The organism is Oceanobacillus luteolus, from assembly GCF_023715655.1.
In the GTDB taxonomy this organism is placed as follows: Bacteria; Bacillota; Bacilli; order Bacillales; family Amphibacillaceae; genus Oceanobacillus; species Oceanobacillus luteolus.
On record NZ_JAMBON010000004.1, the window covers coordinates 44,892 to 64,775 of the forward strand.

13 protein-coding genes, 1 tRNA gene and 1 pseudogene are annotated in these 19,884 nt (G+C 38.8%); 5 read left to right on the forward strand and 10 right to left on the reverse strand.

The genetic code is table 11. The features are described from left to right. Positions 1-4 precede the first annotated feature (4 nt). The 3 genes from M3210_RS04900 to M3210_RS04910 form a co-directional block, all read right to left on the reverse strand. Positions 5-2,041 (reverse strand): ABC transporter ATP-binding protein, encoded by a 2,037-nt coding sequence (locus tag M3210_RS04900; protein WP_251512117.1) that lies wholly within the window; start codon positions 2,039-2,041, stop codon positions 5-7. Continuing rightward, a complete protein-coding gene (locus M3210_RS04905) occupies positions 2,038-3,789 on the reverse strand; it encodes an ABC transporter ATP-binding protein (RefSeq protein ID WP_251512119.1) in 1,752 nt (583 codons plus the stop codon). The genes M3210_RS04900 and M3210_RS04905 overlap by 4 nt, the downstream gene beginning before the upstream one ends. Before the next feature lie 321 nt (positions 3,790-4,110). Continuing rightward, entirely contained in the window at positions 4,111-4,362 is a 252-nt protein-coding gene (locus M3210_RS04910; protein ID WP_251512122.1) for a hypothetical protein, read from the reverse strand. A gap of 222 nt (positions 4,363-4,584) precedes the next feature. Between M3210_RS04910 and M3210_RS04915 the strand changes: the two genes are divergently transcribed. The 3 genes from M3210_RS04915 to M3210_RS04925 are packed head-to-tail and all read left to right on the forward strand — an operon-like array spanning position 4,585 to position 8,352. Next, the gene (locus M3210_RS04915; protein WP_251512124.1) at positions 4,585-6,087 is read left to right on the forward strand and encodes a spore germination protein; all 1,503 of its coding nucleotides are present in this window, start codon (positions 4,585-4,587) and stop codon (positions 6,085-6,087) included. Between the two features lie 8 nt (positions 6,088-6,095). After that, on the forward strand, positions 6,096-7,223 hold the full coding sequence (locus M3210_RS04920; protein ID WP_251512126.1) for a GerAB/ArcD/ProY family transporter: 1,128 nt from the start codon (positions 6,096-6,098) through the stop codon (positions 7,221-7,223). Next, positions 7,210-8,352, forward strand: a complete 1,143-nt coding sequence (locus M3210_RS04925; RefSeq protein WP_251512129.1) for a Ger(x)C family spore germination protein — start codon at positions 7,210-7,212, stop codon at positions 8,350-8,352. Before M3210_RS04920 ends, M3210_RS04925 begins: the two co-directional genes overlap by 14 nt. 66 nt (positions 8,353-8,418) lie before the next feature. Here the strand turns inward: M3210_RS04925 and murG are convergent, their stop codons facing one another. Beyond that, positions 8,419-9,495 carry an undecaprenyldiphospho-muramoylpentapeptide beta-N-acetylglucosaminyltransferase gene (gene murG, locus M3210_RS04930; protein WP_251512131.1) on the reverse strand — a complete coding sequence of 359 codons (1,077 nt, stop codon included), beginning with the start codon at positions 9,493-9,495 and terminating at the stop codon, positions 8,419-8,421. Positions 9,496-9,625: 130 nt separating this feature from the next. Between murG and M3210_RS04935 the strand changes: the two are divergent. Next, positions 9,626-10,996: pseudogene (locus M3210_RS04935) on the forward strand (MATE family efflux transporter). A gap of 31 nt (positions 10,997-11,027) precedes the next feature. On the opposite strand, the gene odhB reads toward M3210_RS04935, so the two are convergent. From odhB to M3210_RS04965, 6 genes are all read right to left on the reverse strand, one after another. After that, positions 11,028-12,305, reverse strand: coding sequence for a 2-oxoglutarate dehydrogenase complex dihydrolipoyllysine-residue succinyltransferase (odhB, locus tag M3210_RS04940; RefSeq protein ID WP_251512134.1), 1,278 nt, complete (start codon positions 12,303-12,305; stop codon positions 11,028-11,030). Positions 12,306-12,318: 13 nt separating this feature from the next. Further along, positions 12,319-15,162, reverse strand: a complete 2,844-nt coding sequence (locus tag M3210_RS04945) for a 2-oxoglutarate dehydrogenase E1 component (RefSeq protein ID WP_251512136.1) — start codon at positions 15,160-15,162, stop codon at positions 12,319-12,321. Between the two features lie 548 nt (positions 15,163-15,710). Then, positions 15,711-16,184, reverse strand: coding sequence for a tRNA (uridine(34)/cytosine(34)/5-carboxymethylaminomethyluridine(34)-2'-O)-methyltransferase TrmL (trmL, locus tag M3210_RS04950; protein WP_251512138.1), 474 nt, complete (start codon positions 16,182-16,184; stop codon positions 15,711-15,713). A gap of 48 nt (positions 16,185-16,232) precedes the next feature. Next, positions 16,233-17,078 carry an amidase domain-containing protein gene (locus M3210_RS04955; RefSeq protein WP_251512141.1) on the reverse strand — a complete coding sequence of 282 codons (846 nt, stop codon included), beginning with the start codon at positions 17,076-17,078 and terminating at the stop codon, positions 16,233-16,235. 53 nt (positions 17,079-17,131) lie between these two features. Then, positions 17,132-18,268 carry a tRNA epoxyqueuosine(34) reductase QueG gene (gene queG / locus M3210_RS04960; protein ID WP_251512253.1) on the reverse strand — a complete coding sequence of 379 codons (1,137 nt, stop codon included), beginning with the start codon at positions 18,266-18,268 and terminating at the stop codon, positions 17,132-17,134. A gap of 312 nt (positions 18,269-18,580) precedes the next feature. Beyond that, a tRNA-Gly gene (locus tag M3210_RS04965) sits at positions 18,581-18,654 on the reverse strand. Positions 18,655-18,978: 324 nt separating this feature from the next. Between M3210_RS04965 and dat the strand changes: the two genes are divergently transcribed. Beyond that, the gene (gene dat / locus M3210_RS04970) at positions 18,979-19,860 is read left to right on the forward strand and encodes a D-amino-acid transaminase (protein ID WP_251512143.1); all 882 of its coding nucleotides are present in this window, start codon (positions 18,979-18,981) and stop codon (positions 19,858-19,860) included. Positions 19,861-19,884 lie beyond the last annotated feature (24 nt).

A 19,884-nucleotide genomic window follows, 5' to 3' on the forward strand; every position in this document is an offset into this window, starting at 1 on the left:
CCGCCTATGAGACACTTGCCCGAACTCTACCTTGTTGCATCTGATACATTTGATAATACAAACCTTTTTCTTCAATTAGTGTATCATGATTACCGCGTTCTTTGATAGTTCCACGTTCAAGTACAATAATGCGATCTGCGTCTTGAATCGTTGATAGACGATGGGCAATGACCAGCGTAGTACGGTTTTTTTGGAGCACCTCCAGTGCATGCTGAATCACACTTTCCGTTTCTGTGTCCATATTCGCTGTCGCTTCATCTAATATTAAGATTGCCGGATCGAATGCAAGGGCTCGAGCAAAAGAAATCAACTGCCTTTCACCCAGTGAAAATGTGCTCCCACCCTCGGTGACGATTTCATCATAACCCTTAGGCAATCTTTTAATAAATCCTGTTGCACCAACGGCTTCTAAAGCTTTAATCGCTCTTTCTCTGGAAATGGCTGGGTCATTCATCGTGACATTCGAGAGTATCGTTCCCGTAAATAAAAACGGATCTTGAAGTACTATTCCCATATGGCTTCGTACTTGCTGTCTGGATAATTCTTTTGTGGAATAGCCATCAATGGTGATGTTACCTTTTTGTGGGTCGTAAAATCGGAACAGCAGGTTCATGATTGAACTTTTCCCTGAGCCTGTATGGCCGACAAAGGCTGCAGTTTCACCAGGTTTCACTTCAAATGAAATATCCTTCAACACATCATCTTCACCGTTATAAGAAAACGTCACCTGATCAAAAACCACGTGTCCACGATATCGGTTGATTTTACTGTTCTGGATAGCTTCTCCTTTATGATTCATCAGTTCAAATACACGGTGGCCTGCCACACGTGCCTGTTCAATAAGCGGCAACTGATTAACAATATCTGTTACAGGTTCAAATAGACGGGTAATATAATCCACAAAAGCGTAAAGCATCCCGATGGAAATTATACTCGTCAGATTGAGTGAACCCGAACCAAAATACCAAATGAAACCAACAAAGGTAATATTCCTTAACACTGTTACTAAATTATAAGAAGTTAATGCGCTCAAACGAACTAGCTTCCTTTGATACGTAAAATGCCGCTCATTGAGCTCTTCGAATTCATCTTGTGTACTTTTTTCTCGATTGAAAGCCTGGATAATTGGCATGCCTTGAATTGCTTCATTGATCTTCCCATTAATATCACTGATTGTTGCACGAATGACAGTGTTATATTTCGTTCCAAAATATTGATAACCTTTCATCCATAAAAAGATGACAGGTATTAAAATTAAACACATTGCTGCAAGTCGAGCATCCAAAATGAACAAAGCGATGAAAATCCCTGTCATATACACTATACTCGATACAATTATCGATAATACACGTTCATACAGGTCACGAATTGCTTCTGTATCATTCGTTATCCGGGAAACAATCGTTCCAGCTGGCCTATCAATGAAGTAATTGATCGGAATACGTTGGGTTTGTGCAAACAAATCCATACGCATCTTTTTAATGATTTGATTGGAGGCTTGCTGCAAGAGATACGTCTCAAAAAATTTAAACACACCGGCTATAAGCAGAAGTACCATATATAATACTAAGAGCAGGATGATGGGGCGTTGTTCCGGTTCAAAAAACGCATACATTTCTTGAAGGTTTAATTTTATTGCATCGTAAGTAAGAACATCCTCACCGAATTCAATACTGATCTGGCTATCCCCCACTTCCCTAACACCAGAGAGCGGCGCTTGATCATCAATCATGTAATAGGATGTACCAACTTGCATTAAGGTGTGTGGTTCTCCAACCACTTCATCTGTTTGCAACAAACGGTCGACTCGTTTATAATACTTGTCATCATAAGCAATCGTATAACGATCGTTATCCTCCACTACTTCCTGCCAGTAGCCCTCCACGCCCAAAATATGATCATCAATTACTGTTTTAGCTATAAATGGGCCAGCAAGCTCTAACGTTACGGCAATTGCTAAACAAATCAATCCTATAAAAATCCCTTTTTTATAATGAAGCGCGTATTGAAATAGTCTTCTTTCTGTTGATTTCTTTTTCATGCTCCGCTATCCCCCAGTCGCTCCAACTGCTGCTGTTCATATTGTTCCTTGTACCAGCCATTTTGTTTTAACAGCTCTTCATGGGTTCCTTGCTCGGTTATTTTTCCATTGTCAAGGACAATAATTTGATCAGCATGTGTTACCGCTGATAACCGATGAGCTGCAATAAACGTCGTTTTATTTTTTCTTTCTTTCCGCAAATGTTGGATGATCATGGCTTCCGTCTTTCCATCTACAGCGGATAAGGAGTCATCCAGAATTAATATTTCGGGATCCTTAATAAAAGCCCGCGCCAATGCTACCCGCTGCTTCTGACCACCCGACAATGTAATTCCACTTTCACCAACTTGGGTATCCAACCCGTCGGGAAGTTGTTTTATATCATCAAGAAAATGGGCTAAATCTAATATGCGATAAATCTCCTCATCCGTCGCATCTTCTTTCCCATATTGGATATTTTCACGAATCGTTTTTGAAAACATCATCTGATCCTGCGGGACATAACCAATCCAATTGCGAAGCTCCGCTAACTCCAGCTGCTCTATAGGAATACCAGAAAAAATGATACTGCCCTTCATTCCTGAATATTGTCTCAACATCAATTTAAATAAAGTTGTTTTTCCTGCTCCTGTTTTTCCAACAACACCAATCGTTTCTCCCTTTTTCACATGCAATTCTATAGATTTCAACTGATTGTACTCTGTCCCCGGATAGGAAAACGTCACTTGATTGAAATCAATCGCATCCACACCGCGCAGCTGTTTCCCCTGTTCAGGATTCTGGACATCCGCTTTATAACTCATCGTGTCCTCAATCCGATCAAGTGAGGCATTCCCACGCTGTAGTATATTAATCAGTTCACCAACAGCGAACATTGGCCAGATCAACATTCCTAAGTAAACATTAAATGTAACCAAGTCACCTAACGTCATCTTGTTCTCAAAAACGAGAAAAGCTCCATATCCTAATCCAATCGTATAAGAAAGCCCAACGAGGATTTTAATCGTCGGTTCAAATAAAGCATCAATTTTTGTCACTTCCATATTTTTGAGATAAACGTCTTCTGTCATCTTGTCAAACCGATTCAATTCTTGCTCCTCTTGAACAAACGCCCGGATGACACGTACACCGCGAATAGATTCAAGCACTTCATTATTCATATTTCCAAACGCGTCTTGAGCCTTCATGAACCGAGAATGAATGGCAGAGCCGTATTTATTCATGACAACCGCCATGATAGGCAATGGCAGAAGAGCGGCCAATGTCAATTGCCAACTAATCGTAAAGCCCATCATACCGATAATCATAATCATGAAAATACTGGAATCAACGAGAGTCAGAACCCCAAATCCAGCTGTTTGACTAATTGCTTTTAAATCGTTGGTTGCCCTTGCCATCAAGTCACCAGTTCGATACTTACCGAAAAAAGTTGGAGTCATTTTAAGAAAATGCGTCATTAACTTTGTACGCAACCATTTCTCCAAAATGACCGCACCACCGAATAACGTATAATCCCATAAATATGAAATCGTATAATGGATGACGATAAGTGCTAAATATAGAAGGATGATGAATTGTAAACTCTCCCAAGTTAATGTTTCGTATTGAATCTGGTCAATCGTATAACCTATTATCTTTGGAGGAATTAAACCGATCGCACTCGCTGTACAGAGCGCAATAATTGCAAACATATAACGTTTCCAATAAAACTTGAAAAACCAATCCAGTTTCTTAAATACTTGAAACATCTTTCCACCCACTCTCTAAATTCCCCGAATAAAAAACACACGTGTCTATCGACTCGTGTGTCAGAAATCAATAATATACATAAAAAAATACGGCCACACGTCTTTAGAGTGACCTTCACTCTATGCTACAAATAAAGGTCACATTTGATATTTTATTTAATGAATATACAACTAATGAATTCATCTTCATGACCTCCTCCTGAACGAAAATTAAGATACCTTAATAATTATAGTATTTTGAATATATTTGTCAATCACTTTTATATTTTTCACACAAAAAAAGAATAGCTCATATGAACTATTCTTCATGGAATATTATTTTTAACTGGAGTTCGATTTATTTTCAATTGTTGAACGCTGATTCCGTTTATTACCATAATTAATCATCCGTTCTACTTTCAAATATTCAATTCTAGTAGCTACAACAATATCATGAACAGATACAAAAGGGTTTTTCCTGATGAAATTCCATACTTGTTCGCTATCATGCAAGCATGTCGCACATAACATAAAGGGACTATCAACCAATAAATCCTGACACAATCGACAATTTCGAACAATTCTACTCTTCATCTTCTCACCCCTTATTTTCTTTCCCCTATCATACAGTACTCCGTATAGTAATACAAGCACTTATTTTAAATTTTTAGAAAAGTTGACCTATACTTTCTTACTTCTTTAGCTAATACTTTTTGGCATATTTTCTCTTATATCGTCGAAATATAATAAAGAAGCAGGATATTTTTTCATGTCTAATCCATACTATGAAATATACAAACCTTAGGTGGGGTAATTATGCGACCAGCAAAGAAAAATAATGGAAAGTCTGCACTTCCTATGAGTGTAGATCAACTAAAAAACAAAGTGGAATCCCTCGTTATCAACAGCCAAGACTTGAATTACACTACATATCAGCAGAATGAAAAACAAATTGCGGTATTTTATATCCCATTTCTCATTGATCACACAAAACTAGAAGAAAGTCTCTTAAATCCGTTACTATCCATGGAGTCCGATTGGTCAACTGATACCATATTAAGTGGAATACCACTTGCATCAGGTAAAACGACTACAAAATTGGAAGATACAGTTAATGGTTTAAATAAGGGTGAAGTTTTTTTATATTTAGAACAAGATAAACAGCTCATCACTTATAAACTGTCAAAAAGTGAAAAACGTGCCCTCGAAAGGGCTGAAACAGAAGCGATTGTCATAGGTCCCCAGCTAGCCTTTACAGAATCAATGCAAAGCAATTTAAACGTAATCAGCTGGCGATTAAACACTCCGGATCTAGCACGGGAAAAAATAATGGTAGGCGAACGGAATCCGAAAGAAGCGAGGATTATTTATCTAAAATCAGTTGCAAACGAAACAGATGTCAATACCATGCGGCAACGCCTGAATGACCTTAAAGTGGATATGATTGAAGATATTCATATGTTAAAACAATATATTCTCGATAACTCCACTTCCGTCTTTCCTCAATACGTTGCAACTGAATTGGTCGACCGAGCGACCTACGCCGTAAAGGAAGGAAAAATTATTGTACTTGTTGAGGGTAGTCCACTGGCTATGGTTGCCCCTTCTACTTTTTTTAGTTTTTTCGAATCGACGGAGGATCGCTATTTTCATTGGAATCTGAGCAGCTTTATTCTTTCTCTACGATTTCTTGCTGCATTCGTTACCTTGATGTTGACGCCGATGTATGTCGCTGCAACTACTTTTCATTATGAACTGATTCCATCACAACTTCTCATGTCCATCGGTCAATCGCGGGCAGCGGTTCCTTTTCCACCAATTCTTGAAGTAATCATTATTGAATTGGTCATCGAACTCCTCCGGGAAGCGGGAGCGAGACTGCCTACTAAAGTAGGTCAAACAATTGGTATTGTTGGTGGTGTTGTTGTCGGTACAGCAGCTGTTCAAGCCGGAATCACCAGTAATATTCTGATTATCTTAGTTACACTAAGTGCCTTGGCGTCCTTCTCGACACCCAATTATGTTATGGGGAATACACTCCGATTTGTCCGATTTCCATTGATTATATTTGCTAGTATGTATGGGATAATCGGAATCATGTTTGGTATATGCTTATTAGTCATTCACCTTGTTCGTTTAGAATCACTTGGCAGACCATATCTAACTCCATTATATCCATTGAGGTTAGCTGATTTTAATAAAGTATTTTTCCGTCTGCCGGAGCAGAAACAAGGTAGACGCTTTTTATCCTACAGACTTAAGGATAAACATACTTACGGGAAAAATAAAGCAACGGTGAAAAAAGATAATGAAAAGTAGGGGATCGAATGAAAGTAAACCTTGATATTCCAAAGAATAAACAATTTCAATCCTTCTATCTTTTTGCCATCCTCGTCTCTGTAACAACAGGTGTTGAAATGATTGGTACACCCCGGATTATTTTTTTAGAAGCAGGGCACGACGCATGGATATCAGTCATAATTAGCTATTTATTGATTGTCCTGCTTCTATTTATTATGTTGTATATTCTCAAACAATATGAAAACGCAGATATATTAGGAATACATGCCGACCTTTTTGGTAATTTTATAGCAAAACTAGTTGGAACGCTGTATTTCTTTCATTTTAGTACTGAATTATTCGCAGCACTATTGATTTATATTGAAATTATTAAAGTATTCATTTTCCCTGACAGTAATAACTTTATTCTTGGCTTGATGCTGATTAGCTTAATTATATACACTGTGCTTGGTGGTCTACGTGTCGTAATCGGCGTATGCTTTATTTTCATGATTTGTTCGTATTGGTTAGTATTCCTATTAATTGACCCGTTACGGCAAATGGAATTAATTAACTTTCTTCCAATTATGGATAGGAGTATAACGGATGTTGCGATTAATGGGGTATTAGCCACCAGTTACACATTCACTGGTTTTGAAGTTTTATTCTTTATTTATCCCTTCATCCAAAATAAAGAAAGAGTGAAAAAACCGCTTTTCCTAGGTATTTCATGGGTAGCTTTCGTTGTCCTTCTAACCACCATCATCTCTATAGGATTTTTAAACCCAGCTCAACTAGAACGGAGAATTTGGGTCGTATTAACTTTATTTAAAATCCAAACCTCACCTATCGTTGAAAGACTCGATTACGTTGTTGTCGCAGAATGGATGATGATCACGATACCTCGCGCGGTTATTCTAATGTGGTGTATTATCTACATTCTAAAAAGAATATATAACATCCCAAAGAAGATAAGTCTTTATACTACTTTGGGTATTGTTATGGCTCTTATTCCTTTTATCCGCCAATATTATGATATTCAGACAATAATTGAAATCTCCAAGTATTTCGATATGGGAATTGTATATATTTATCCGTTAATTCTTCTACCCATTGTGATTATCAAACAAAAGATCAAAAAAAAGCGAGGAGGAAAACAGCATGCGGAAAGTTAACTTTCTATTACTATTAATTTTGGTTATTCTTCTGCAAGCCTGCTTAGCTCCTACTCAGATAGAGGAAACAGCTATTGTTAATACACGAGGTGTAGATTTAATTGAAGAGAATCAAGAACGAATGCTTGAAACGGTTATCGTTCCTTATATTTTTGATCCAGTAGTACAAGAAACTACGAGTTTACTTACCGGGAGAGGAAAAACCCTAAAAGAAGCCAGAGAAGATGCGGGAAAAGAATCCAGTTATTTGTTGTCGCCTGGTAAAATAACCTTGGAGTTATACGGAAAAGAAGCGGCAGAACAAGGTATCCTGCCATTTGTCAGTGCGCTAGTCCGTGACGCCCGGGTTTCAGAAAAAATGCTGTTAGCTGTAACGAATCAAACAGCAAGAGAAATCATTGAACTGACCTACGAACAAATCACGATCAACAAATCGGAATTCTTTAAAGACTTAATCAACAAGGAAACAAGACAAAATAAGTTACCAATCAGCGAATTAGTTAATGTCGACCGTTATATTGAGGAACCTGGTATTGACCCGCTTCTTCCGATAATCGATGATGTGGAAGGCCGACCGACTCTTGTTGGTGCAGCTGTCTTCCACGATGATCGCTATGTATTAGAAATATCTTTAGAAGATTCATTCTTAGTTAATCAAATGAGAAGAAATGTTAGTAAAACTCTTTTAAATGCGAGTGTTCCATTAGAGAATTATCGAGATCATTTAATAGGAGAGATTCCTGCCGATACAGAAGAATTACAAATTTCTATGCATCTCAGTAAAGGAAATGGAAAACTTAAAATTATTGATCAAGATTCATTAGCCTTTGAGGCAAAAATTAAAATGAGACTTGAGGTGCTGGAAACTTCCATACCATTGGAGATCAACACTAAAAAGATTTCTGATCAGTTAAAGAACGACATAGAATCCTATTACAAGCAAAAATATGAAGAATTGTTAACAAAATTACAGGATGTGAAGTCAGATGCATTTGGTATTGGCAGAAAGTACATCGCTACGAGAAAAGGGAGCAAAACTACCGGGAAAGAGTGGGATGAAAAGTATCGGGATGTTTCAGTGGAGTTCTCTGTTGATGTGGAAATCATTAATACCGGTGCTTTTGGATAGACTCAGAAATTCTTGCACATATAAGACATCGAGCAGCAGAAAACTGATTTTCTGCTGCTCTTTTAATTATCTTTTCATAGCCTGTTCAATAATCTTAACAACCCTGTCTCGACTGGCTTGAGGTTCAAATTGTTTCATTTTATCCCGGATTACAGGTGAACTAGTCATGAGGTGTTGCAATTCCTCGACAAGTTTTTTCTCGGATAGCTCTTCTTCTTCAAGTACACGAGCATAACCTTTTTCTTTAAATGATCTGGCATTTACAATTTGGTCTCCTCTGCTCGCTTCCAAAGATAAAGGAATAAGCAGCATCGGAATCCGTAATGCCAAGAATTCGAATATGGCATTAGAGCCTGCTCTGGAAAGTACATAATCGGTAGCAGCAAAAATATCCTTCAATTCTTCATTAACATATTCAAATTGAATATATCCATGTTGATCAAACTCCCGGTTGACTTTTCCATGTCCACAAATATGGATGATTTCAAATTGCTTCAGTAATTGTGGCAGGCTTCTTCTTACCGTCTCATTTATCTTCTCCGAACCTCCACTTCCACCCATGATGAGTAGAACTGGTTTATCACCTTTCAGCTGAGCAAACGTAAGCCCCTTTTCACGTGATCCTGTGAACAGTTCTTCACGGATTACTGCACCGACATGCTCTCTTTTTTGCTCAGGTAGAAATTCTAAAGTTTCTTCAAAGGTTGCAAGTACCTTCTTGGCGAATGGAATCGATAGTTTATTCGCCAGCCCTGGCGTATAATCCGATTCATGAATAACCGTAGGTACACCACGAAGCTTAGCCGCAATTACAACGGGCACAGAAACAAAACCGCCTTTTGAAAAAATGGCAGCTGGTTTTTTCTTTCCAATAATCCGATAAGCTTGCAATGTCCCTTTTAGTACTTTAAAAGGGTCCTTAAAATTCTCAACAGACATATAACGTCTTAACTTACCTGTAGAAATCGGGTGATATGTCACCCCTTCTAATGGTTCAATCAGGTTACGTTCAATTCCATCATACGAACCGATGTAATCTATTTCCCAGCCGGCATTTTGGTATACCGGAATCAGTGCTAAATTTACAATGACATGACCAGCAGTGCCTCCGCCGGTAAAAAGAATGCGTTTCTTACTATTCATCTAACGTTCTCCCTCTCTATATTGCTAATAACAGAATCTTTCCTATAAGTATAACGTATACATGGTATAATCTAAATTGCTGTTTCAATTATCTAGTGTAATCGAAATATGATTAAAAAGGAAGAATAACATGTATACTACATCGAGTCTTAAATCTAAAATAAAATTATTTATTTATATTCTTATCCCTGTGCTTGTCACACAGGTTTCCATGAATTTAATGAGCTTCTTCGATACGCTTATGAGTGGTCAAGCAGGGGCAGTCGACTTGGCAGGGGTTGCTATTGGATCCAATCTATGGATACCAGTGTTTACCGGGATAAATGGTATTATTCTAGCGATTACTCCAATTATTTCCCACCTTCATGGTGGAAAACAAAATCAACTGATTGCTAACAAAGTTTACCAAGGTATCTATCTTTCCATAGTTCTAGCCATCGCAGTTATTATATTAGGAGCGATATTAATCAATCCGGTACTTGCGTTGATGGATTTGGAGGATAGTGTTAAGCATATTGCGAAATACTATCTTATTACTCTCGCAATAGGGATTATTCCTTTATTTATCTTCAATACACTTCGAAGCTTTATCGATGCTCTTGGACAAACTCGATTATCTATGTTTATTATGCTGATTGCTTTACCTATAAATGTTTTCTTGAATTATATATTTATTTTTGGGAAATTCGGAATTCCTCCATTAGGGGGCATAGGAGCTGGAATTGCAACTGCGTTAACCTATTAGTTGATATGCGGCATTGCTATCATTATATGTGTACGATGGCATGTTTTTCGTCCTTTTGATTTATTTTCAAGCTTCAGTAAACCAAAAATTGATGACTGGTTGGAACAGTTAAAAATCGGTGTTCCAATTGGTTTTGCAATATTTTTCGAAACGAGTATATTTTCTGCAGTGACTTTACTGATGAGCGTATACAGTACATACACTATTGCTGCCCACCAAGCTGCAATGAACTTTGCCACTTTATTATATATGATTCCACTTAGTGTTGGAATCGCACTTACCATTGCAGTTGGTTATGAAGTGGGTGCAAAACGGTTAGATCATGCCAAAACTTATACAAAAATAGGAATTTCTAGTGGGTTATTTGTCGCTTTATTTACCGGTTTCGTACTATTTGTATTTAGAGATCCTGTAGCAGCATTGTATAATTCAACCCCTGAGGTTATTGATTTGACGAGACAATTTATCATATTCGCTGTTTTTTACCAGTTGGCTGATGCTATCGGCGCTCCAATTCAAGGTGCGCTTCGCGGCTACAAAGATGTGAATATTACTCTAGTCATTGCGCTTGTATCTTATTGGGTAATTGGACTGCCGACTGGTTGGATCCTAGCAAACTATACGAAACTTGAGCCTTTTGGTTATTGGGTAGGTATTATTGTTGGTCTTAGTTCGGGGGCTATAGCATTATTCATCCGATTAAAAGTCGTTCAAAGAAAAATTGCCAAATCAGAAAAGAGCTCCGCAGCTATTTAGCATAGTTGTGGAGCTCTTTTAACATTATATATTAACCTTCTAATAATAAATCATATGGGTCTTCAAGCATTTGCTTAATACGAACTAAGAATTGTACCGCATCTTTACCATCGACGATTCGGTGGTCATATGATAGTGCCAAGTACATCATAGGTCGAACCTCAATACTATCATCCGGCATGACGACTGCACGTTTGACGATGTTATGCATACCTAAGATCCCTACCTGTGGAGCATTCAAGATAGGAGTCGATAACATCGAACCAAAGATTCCTCCGTTAGTAATCGAGAAAGTTCCGCCTTGCAAGTCTGATAGAGCAAGTTTATTTTCTCTTGCCTTGAGGCCAAGGTTCATAATTTCTTTTTCTACTCCAGCGAAATCTAGGCGATCGGCGTCACGTACAACCGGAACGACAAGTCCCTCCTCTGTCGAAACCGCAATACCAATATCATAGAATTTCTTGATGACTAATTCATTACCTTGAATTTCAGCATTCAGTAGCGGGAATTCTTTCAATGCACCAACGACAGCCTTTGTAAAGAAGGACATGAATCCAAGTTTCACACCATGTTTCTCTTGGAACTTATCCTTGCGTTCTGCACGTAGCTTCATGACAGCAGACATATCAACCTCATTGAAAGTTGTCAACATGGCAGCTTCGTGTTGAACATTTACAAGATTCTTCGCAATCGTTTGACGACGACGTGTCATCTTCACTCGTTCTACTGGTTTTGTAAATTCAGTTGTTTCTTGTTGTTTTGGTGCCTCTTGTTTCGGTTGTTTTGCAGATTCTACAAGTTGAGCGGCAGCTCTTTCTACATCTTCTGGACGTACACGGCCAAGAGGATCAACAGGTGAAACCGTACTTAAATCAATATTGAGTTCACGGGCACGTTTTCTAGCTGCAGGTGATGCAATCACTTCTGACTTCTCAGCAGCTGCTTGCTGTTCCTCTGCTTTAGGTGTTTCACTTTGTGCTGATGGTGTCTCTTCCTTAGCTGGAGCCTCTTCCTTAGCAGGAGCTTCCGCTTTCTTCGGCTCTTCAGCTGGAGCAGACGCTGCCACGGCTTCTCCATTTTCATCCAGTTTTCCAACTACATCACCAACAGTTACATCTTCCCCTTCAGCAACTGCGATTTCTGTAATTACCCCGGAAAACTCCGAATTCACTTCTACGTTTACTTTATCCGTTTCAAGCTCAATCAAAGGGTCCCCTTTTTCAACTTTGTCCCCTTCTTTGACTAACCATTCAGCGATTGTTCCTTCAGTAATAGATTCAGCTAATTCTGGTATTTTGATGTCTTGCACCAGTAACTCCCCCTTAGTTTTTTGTTAATGCCTGATTGATGATACTGCTCTGTGCTGCTTTATGGAAGATTGGAACTCCTCCTGCTGGTGCAGCTCGTCTCGGCCTGCTAATAACACTTAATGTTTGATCATCCTTCTTCAGATCTCTTAAATAATCACTTACAAAATCCCATGGCCCCATATTTTTCGGTTCTTCTTGTACCCAAACAATCTCCTTAACATTCGGCAACTTGTCTAATTCAGCTTTCAGTTCCTTCTCAGGGAACGGATAAAGCTGTTCGACACGCACGATTTGCAGCCAATCGTAATTTTCATCTGACTTGGACATCTCTTCTTCAATATTAACCATTACTTTACCGCTTCCTATCAAGAGGCGTGTAGCTTTCTCCCGGTTCGGCTCGAAGTTTGGTTGCTGTCTGAGCGGCATAAATTTGCCCTCGGAAAATTCTTTGGCTGTTGCACCCATTAACGGATTTCGAATCATACTGCTCTTTGGTGTCATCATCACTAGAGGCCTTGCTTCATCACGTCCTCTTAGCGCAGCCTGTCTCCGTAAAATATGGAAGAGCTGTGCAGATGATGTGACATTGGCAATAATCCAGTTATTTTCTGCTGCACCTTGTAAGAACCTTTCTAATCTGGCATTAGAGTGTTCTGGACCTGCACCTTCATAACCATGCGGTAAAAGAAGAACCATATTGGACTTCTCTCCCCACTTGGCCCGTGCTGATGAGATGAATTGATCAAAAACAACTTGAGCAACGTTGGCAAAATCGCCAAACTGAGCTTCCCAGATTACAAGTGTATTAGGTGATTGAACACTATAACCATATTCAAATCCTAGTACAGCCACTTCAGAAAGCGGGCTGTTCCTCACATCAAATGATGCTTTCGCCTCTGATAATCCATGCATAGGACTGTATTTCTCATTCGTTTCCACATCACGGAGGACGATATGTCGGTGAGCGAAAGTACCACGCTCGGTATCCTGTCCAGTAATTCGAATTGGAATACCATCTCGCAGAATTGAAGCAAATGCCAATGCTTCACCTGCACCCCAATCCACTATATTGCCTTCATCCAGCATTTTAGCCCGACGTCCGAGGATACGCTCTGTTTTCTTAAAAGCATTGAAACCTTCCGGACGGTTCAGAAGCTCTTGATTTAATTTTTTAAGTACATCCAAATCTACTTTTGTTTCGAACTTCTCTAATCCATTCAAGAGATATTTTGGCATTTTCGGCAGTTCTGGTTTGCCGATTTTCTGCTCGTTCATATTGCTGTAAATACCATGCAATTTATTATAGATTTCTTCTTGAAGTTTTTCATAGTCACCAGATTTAATTGTTCCTCTCTCTACAAGACGATCAGCAAATAATTTTGCTACTGGTGGATGATTATCAATTTCCTTGTACAATGTCGGCTGTGTTGTACGTGGTTCATCCATTTCGTTATGTCCATGGCGACGATAACCTACTAAATCAATGAGGAAATCTTTTTTAAACTTCTTACGATATTCCCAAGCAATTTTCACTGCAGAGATACATGAAATCGGATCATCTGCGTTCACGCGGATGATTGGAATTTCAAAGCCCTTCGCCAAATCACTTGCATAACGAGTAGATCGCCCATCTTCCCTATCCGTCGTATACCCTAATAAGTTGTTGGCGATAATATGTATGCTTCCTCCAGTATTATAGCCAGGCAAATTGGATAGGTTAAGTGTCTCTGCAACAACCCCTTCACCGATGAATGCCGCATCACCGTGGATTAATAGAGCGACCGCTTTATTTTCATCACGCTTCGGATAACCTTTTTCTTTCCGTTCATCCTGTGCAGCTCGTGCAAAACCTTCCACCACCGGATTGACAAACTCTAGGTGGGAAGGATTGTGTGCTAAAGTAATTCTTGTCTTCGCTTCTTTATCACTTGGATAAGCTTTTGTTCCCCCATAGTGATATTTAACGTCGTCTGTCCACCCATAGCTGATTGCCTGTGAACCTTCAGATGGCATAAGTTCCTTATCCGAAGTATAGTTAAACTCTGAGAAAATCTTATCATAAGGCTTCCCTAATACATTTGCTAAAACAGCAAGTCTTCCCCGGTGTGCCATACCCATCATGACATTTTTCGTGTTGTCTTGAATCGCATGATTGATGACCTCATCAATCATTGGCACCATCGACTCCAACCCTTCGATGGAGAAGCGCTTTTGCCCAACAAAAGTTCTCGCCAGGAAGCTTTCGAATCCTTCAACATCTACTAATCTCTGCAATAGATTTTTTCTTTCTTCATCTGTCGGCTCTACTCGCGCGTTTCCAGATTCTATAAAATCAATGAACCATTCTCGTTCTTCATGATTATTTACATGTTCATATTCAAATGTCATCGTACCCGTATAGTATTTCTTCAAACGATTAATGACATCCAGACCATTTTCCACATCTGCAGGTGCTTTATCCCATAGCCACTTTGCAGGAATTTCTTTTAAGTCTTCATCCGTTAATCCGTACGTACTCGAATCCAGGTAAGTAGTATTTTCTCCCTTATAACCACCTACTGGATATATGTCCGCTTCGGTGTGTCCGTAACGTCGAATAGCCTCAACATATTTCAAAGCTGAGGTGATTTTTTCCATATTTACATCTGCAAAACCTTGAGATGGCGCTGCTGCAGTATCATTTTCTCTCTCTTCCAGCCAAGCTGGCTCTCCATATGTATCAAAGATTTCTTTTAAGGAAGCTTCTACTGCTTCGCTATTTTCTTTATACAATTCATACTGCTCTTCGATATACCCCCTGTTTGGTCCATAAATCTGACGCCAAAACTGTTGTACAGATTCCCCATTCTGTATCACTTTTGATACCCCCATTGAAGTATTATTGCCGTCTTGTAAACGGTTAAATATTTATTGTAAGGACGGAAGTCGCATCCACATATAAATATACATCAAATTAATGTTTGTTACAATGATTCCATCTCGGAAAAATGGCCGCAAAATTTATGATAACCCTTACATTTATCCAAAATCAATAAAACTTTGTTCAAACCTCTATATTATTTATCCAAATTCGAGATATATAAAACATTTAAAAATACGACAAAAGGCGACATTTTTTGAATGTCTTGGTTTTCGGTTCACAATTCAAGTTGAATTCGTTATAATAAATCCATATAATAAATTTTGTGTTGGTTTTATAGTTGAAGGAGGACTTTTCATGAAGCTAGCTTTAATTCTAGGAGTTTGTGTCACTTTCATCATTTCCATGTTTACATCAGGGTATGAGGCTAAGCCGGGAGTACCAAAGAATAATCAGTAATTTGTAACTGTATATCAGCAATAGTTTACAAAACATAAATAAACCGTCATCTTTTGCAGATGACGGTTTATTTTTTCGATTCCAATTAGACCAGACCACGGAAACCTTGCTGTCTTAACGCTTCATATATGATGATTGCTGCGGTATTGGATAAATTCAGCGAACGGACTTTGTCGTTCATATGAATTCTGAGGCAGTGATCTTCTTTTCCTTCTATTATTTCTTTGGGTATTCCTGAAGATTCTTTACCAAAAACAAAGAAATAATCTTTATCTGACTTACTGAAATCATAGTCGGTATAATGCTTTGTTCCGAAGTTTTCAATATAATAGAACTCCGCTTCTGGGTATGCTTCATATAACTCATCTATGGATTGATGCTCAACGACATCCAAATGTTGCCAATAATCTAGACCAGCGCGGCGTAACATCTTATCTTCAGTTGAAAACCCTAGCGGGTGAATAAGATGGAGTGTCGTATCAGTAGCTAAACAAGTTCTTCCAATATTACCTGTGTTTGCAGGAATTTCTGGTTGATATAGTACTACATGTAAACTCACTTTTTTAATCTCCTTAAATATACAAATTAACTTTAATATTATAGCACGTTATTCACCAATGCGGAAAAATTTATATTGGATGTTAGGTGTCCAAGCAGCGGAATCTTCGTATGTCCAGTAGCGATTTCTGCTATTATTTGTATGTGCATTGACAAGCGGCATCCCATAAAAGTCTTTATTAACAACAATCGTGTTATGGTCCCACCTGCCATCACCTTCAAAATCATAACAAATTACGTCACCTAACATGAGATCTTGAGGATTTTCCAGTTCCCTTCCTCTTAACCCCACTGTCGAACCACTTAAATACCAACGTAGTGAATGGGCGACCGACCAACTGTAACTCCAATTATTGCCTTGGTACCACCAGCCTCGATCCCGCTGTGGAGCCCCACGCATCGGTGCACCGCCAGCATATAAACATTGGGAGATATAATTCGTGCAATCATCATCGAACACCCGAAATGCAGGATTATAACTATTCCACCATCGTTCGGCATAACGGACGGCTTCTCTGCGATCATAAACGAAGTCCTGTCTTCCACTTTCTTCGGCCTCTTTCACTTGAATGGAAGGTGTTTTACGGTTCGGAATTTCCGGTAAAATTTCTTTATAATTAATTATTTCCCCGTTTTTCCTCTCCAACCGATAATGCAAGACTTGCTCTTCTAAATGGTAACGACCTTCTTGTTTAATTAAAAAACGCAGATGAAGTAAATGATCTTCGTTTGTTTTGTCGTCATACCTTATATTTTGGAAAGGTTCTCCCCTGCCTTCCACTTTAACAATACTCCCTTTTTCCCTTTCCCATAATTCCTGCTTCCGCTCCCACCAAATGGGCTGTTCCTTTTCATCTGATAAAAGTTTTGTCCAGTATTCGCTCATCTCCATCATAAAAATCGCCTCCATTAAAGTATATGGAGGCAAGCTTGTATCATTTTCTTTTTTTATGGTTGTAATTCGAATTTCAATCCTTTTTCCATTTCAAAGAGAACATGTTCGTCTTTTTCAAACTTCATGGCATCTCGAATTGCGTCAAAAGCCTCAGACGTACCAATCTTACCTAAAGACCAAGCAGCCGTACCACGAATCATCGGTCGCGGATCTTCTTTCATAACAGTCGTTATTTCTTCTACAGCAGTTTGATCCTTGTAATGAGCAAGCGCAAGCAACGCATTTCGTTGCAATGGCTTCTTACCGCGCCAAGCTCCAGATAAATGACCGAATTTTTCCTTGAATTCCCGATTCGACATCCGGAGCATCGGCTTCAGCTTAGGTTTAGCAATTTCCGGATCTGGTTCAAATTCTGGATGCAAATGGAAGTCCACCCCTTTATTATATGGGCATACTTGCTGACATGTATCACAGCCATAAATCCGATTACCGATTTTCGAACGGAACTCTTCAGGCAGAAAATCTTTTGTTTGCGTCAGAAAAGCGATACAGCGTTGTGCGTTCAGTTGTCCGCCCTGTACAAGCGCTCCTGTAGGACAGGCGTCGAGACATTTACGGCAGTCGCCACAGCTGTCCGTAACTGGATCATCGGGAATGAATGGCAAGTTTGTAATCAATTCCCCAAGATAAACAAAAGAACCAAATTCCTTTGTAATAATCGATGTATTTTTTCCACTGAAACCAATACCGGCTCGTTCAGCAACAGCCCGATCAGATAATTCTCCAGTATCAACCATCACTTTATTCACCGCATCAGGGTATTTTTCTTTTATAAAATTAGAGAGCTTTTCCAATCGGTCACGTAAGACGACATGGTAGTCGATTCCCCATGAAGCTCGGGCAAATATTCCTCGCCTTTCTTCTTTTGTACTGCGGATTTGATTTTTTATTCGTGAAGGGTAGGCGATGGCAATGGAGATGATTGACTGGGCTTCAGGCAATAATCTTGCCGGCTCTGTACGTTCTTCAATGGTGCCTTTTTCAAATCCTGATTGATAATTCAACTCTTGCTGTCGGCGTAATCTTTCCCGCAGTTCACTGAATACATCAGCTGAAGCAAAGCCAATTTTATCTATACCGATTTCTTTACTATAATCGATTATTTCCTGTTTCAACTCATCAATCCTCATCAACGCCCACCTCCTTACTTTTCTATTAATTTAACATTAATGATTAAACAGTTTCAATTCCATTTTATACAAATTGCTGAACAAAATACTACTATCTGAGGTCCACAGTCCAAATACCTCTCGCTTTCCGCGGGCGGCCGATGAGCCTCCCACGGAAAGCGAAGGTGTATCGGGAGCTGCGAGCCTACGGAAGAAAGTATCCCCCAGTCTATCAGCACTCTATTAATAATATTATGAAATATGTGCTGGAATATAAAAAACGCAACGCCTCGTAACCTTCATTTACGAGACACTGCGTTAAACACATATGTATGGAGCGGGTGAAGGGAATCGAACCCTCATCATCAGCTTGGAAGGCTGAGGTTTTACCACTAAACTACACCCGCAAACAAATTAGTTTATTTAATGACAAAACCAATTATAGCAACTACGTAAAAATAAATCAAGGAAAATTTTAAAATAAATTAATAAATAATGAAAGAGCCCTCTCTAACCCACATATTCCTAAGCTGTTTGTTCCTGAATCATACTCAAATTCATCGACAAATTATTACATCAGTTCACGATAACGATATCTTTTCATAAAATAATTATATGCAAAACATTTAAATTGTGACTATTGTAAAATTTTTTAATCAAAAGATTTACATTCCAAAGTAAAACCGATAGACTAGGATTAAATTTGTAATACAGAAGGGTGAGTTGAGATAATGTCAGTCTTTCCAATTGTCTTTGCGCAAGGATCATTTATGCATAAAGACAAACTAAAGTATCCTTTTGAAGAACGGGGATTGCAATTCGGAGATGGAGTTTATGAAGTAATACGAATTTATCGGGGGAAATATTACTTATTAGAAGAACATATCGATCGTCTGTATCGTTCACTGTCTGAAATCAAAATAAATTTTCCACACGATAGAGATGACTTTATCCATATACTTGAAAGTTTGCTTACGAAAAATGAAATGAAAATGGATGGAAAAGTATACCTCCAAGTAACACGTGGTTCTGCACCAAGGAATCATATATTCCCACAGAATACAGAACCAAATGTATATGCCTACATTGAACCTGCAGCACGGAATATGAAAGAAATGGAAAATGGCGTCTGCGCCATTACACATCCAGATATTCGCTGGAGTTTTTGCCACATCAAAAGTCTGAACCTTCTGCCTAACCTTCTTGCGAAACAAGAAGCTAATGAAAATGGCTGTTATGAAGCAATTTTACACAAAGACGGGACGGTAACAGAATGCAGTTCCGCTAATGTGTATTTTGTGAAGAACGGAAACATCTATACTCATCCGAAAACTAACGGGATCCTTCACGGATGTGTACGCATAGCGGTAGAGCGATTTGCAGAAAATCTTGAAATTCCATTTATTGAAGATGCTTACCATGTTGGTGATATCAAAGATGCCGATGAAGTATTTTTATCGAGCAGTACTTCTGAAATCACTCCAATCGTCAAAGTTGACGATCATCAAATTAATGATGGACTTCCAGGACCGATTACTCGAAAGCTTCAACATGCCTATGCATTGGATGCAGGAATTGAACCCATCATTCCAGAAACCTTAACTGAAGCTTAACTAAAATAATGCGCAGTGTCTGCT